Raw genomic sequence first — 2,250 nt, 5'->3', positions numbered from 1 at the left:
GTGTCGTAACTGAACGTGTATTCCCGCCCGTTCTCGTTGCGCAGCAGCGTGATCTGGCCTTGCCGGTCCCAGCCGTATTCCAGCGAGTCGCCGTTGGCCTGGATCCGCTTGGCCAGCAGGCCCGCGCGCGTATAGCTGTAATGCGTCTGCCGGTTCAGTGCATCGGTATGCGTGAGCAACCGGCCTTCCGCGTCGCGCTCGAACGTCTCGCGGCTCCCGTCCGGGCCAATCGTCCATGCAAGCTGGCCCGCCTCGTACCCGTAACGGGTCGTTTCCCCGGCCGCGCTCTGCTGCTGGACGAGCCGACCGCGCTCGTCGTATTGCCACGTCGCCGTCTTGCCCGAACAGTCCGTGTAGCTTTCGAGCTGGCCGTCGTCGCGCCAGGTGATGCGCTTCGTGCCGCCTCTCGCATCGGTAATCGCGATCGGCAAGCCGGCCCGGTTGTATTCGTACGCCGTGATGCGTCCGAGCGGGTCGGTCGATTCCGTCACGCGCCCCTTGCTGTCGTAGTACCGTTGCCAGCGATGGCCCTCCGGGTCCTGCAAGCCGGTCAGGTCGCCGCGGCGATCGTAGACGTAATACGCGGTGCGGCCGTCCTGCTGCGTATGCGACGTCAAATGGCCGTCGTCGTCCCACGTCAAGGACTCCTGCGTCCCGTCCGGGAACACGTGCTGCGTCACGTGCTTGGCCGCGTCGCGGAAGAACCATTCTTCCGTGGTGTCCGGATACACGATCCGGTAGACGTAGCCGTCGATGTCGTAATACTGCTGCGTCGTGTTGCCGAGCGCATCCGTGACGAACGTCAGGCGCAGTCGATCGTGCCACGTCAGGCGCATGTCGAACGTGCCGTCGTCGGCCCATTCGTGGATCGCCTTCGCGTCCAGGTGCGTGCCGTCCCATTCCAGATTCATGCCGCGGCCGGTACGGTCGGTGTAGCGCGTGACCAGATGGTGCGAATAGGCGTAATGCCATGACGCGCCGTCTTCGTCGGTTGCCTCGACCAGATCGCCGGCTTCGTCGTAGCGGTAGTGCGCCAGCGGCCGTGCAGGCCCCTCGTCGGCCAGCAATTCGACCCGCGTGACGCGACCCGCCGCGTCGTAGGACAGCCGGGCTGCGTCGCCGACGCTGCTCGTCACGCGCACCAGCCGGTCGTTGTCCCAGGTCAGCGTGGCCGCATTGCCCGAACGGTCTTCGATGCGCGTTAGCCGAAAGCGCGCGCCGTGCCGAACGTAGGTTTCCGTGATCGTCTCGGCCCGCACGAGCCGAATCCCGCCATCGGCCAGACGCGACAGCACGCACGACTCGATCCGGTCGTGATACGGCTGGAACACATCGAACGATGGATACTCGACGCTGCGGCCCGTCGCGTCGTGATAAATCCACTCGTCGCCACGCGCTTCGAAGCTGACGTGATAGGGCGTTGTCCAGCGCGGGCCGAGCGGACCACCATCGTCGTGCGCGCCGAAATTCGAGCGATAGGTGCGCGCCCACTCGATCGGCACGATGCCGGGCAGCACAAAATCGGTGTGGGTGAACGACTCGTCGCCGAGCGCGTAGCTGATGGAATTCGGCCCCTTGTTGGCGGGCTGCCCGATCTGGCAAGTCACACAATCCGATGCGCCGGGCTTCCTGGCCTTCGCCTGATCCTTCGCGGGCTCGAGCGCCTTACCGTGATTTTTGAGCTTGGCCTGATTGGGCTGGGTTTCGTGAACCGACGCCGCGACCGGATGCTTGTGCTTCTCGTGGAGCATCGCCGCCCGCTGAAGAATGCGCAGCATCGACAGGATCGACGCCGTGTTGTGCGGATCGGCCAGCGCCAGAATCTCCTGGCGGGCGACCGGCACCATGCGCTCGAGCCACTCGGCTGCCTGCGTCATCCGCTCCTTGCCGACCGCACCCGTGGTCAACTGGGCGATCGCGTTGACCTCGCCTTTGACGCCCGCCTTGTACGCCTCCCACACCGCGGAGAACAGCTTGTCGTATTGGTGCAGCGGATCGCGCCGAAGCGCGGCCAGATCGGCCTTGGCACGGTTCAGGTTCTCGTCGGGTCGCAGCAGGTTGCCGGCCGCGAGCGAGTGCAGTACCCGCGCCAGCTCGGCGAGGATCGACGCGATCTTCGCCGCGCTTTCCTTCAGAAACTCTTCGAGCCGCGCGATCGCGCCATCGGCGAAATTGCTCAGCTCGCCCATCAAGGTGGAACTGAAGTTGGCCGCCAGCACGTCCGCGACAGCCGCCGGAATCTCCTTGATT

1 protein-coding gene is annotated in these 2,250 nt (G+C 65.4%); it reads right to left on the bottom strand.

The features are described from left to right. Positions 1-2,250, bottom strand: a 2,250-nt coding sequence (locus LGN17_RS36410) for a DUF6531 domain-containing protein (protein ID WP_226201558.1), incomplete at both ends; no start/stop codon positions are given.

This window comes from Burkholderia sp. AU30280 (genome assembly GCF_020420125.1).
Taxonomy (GTDB): Bacteria; Pseudomonadota; Gammaproteobacteria; order Burkholderiales; family Burkholderiaceae; genus Burkholderia.
Note: the sequence above shows the minus strand (reverse complement) of the source record. Positions and strands in the feature narration are given on the sequence as shown.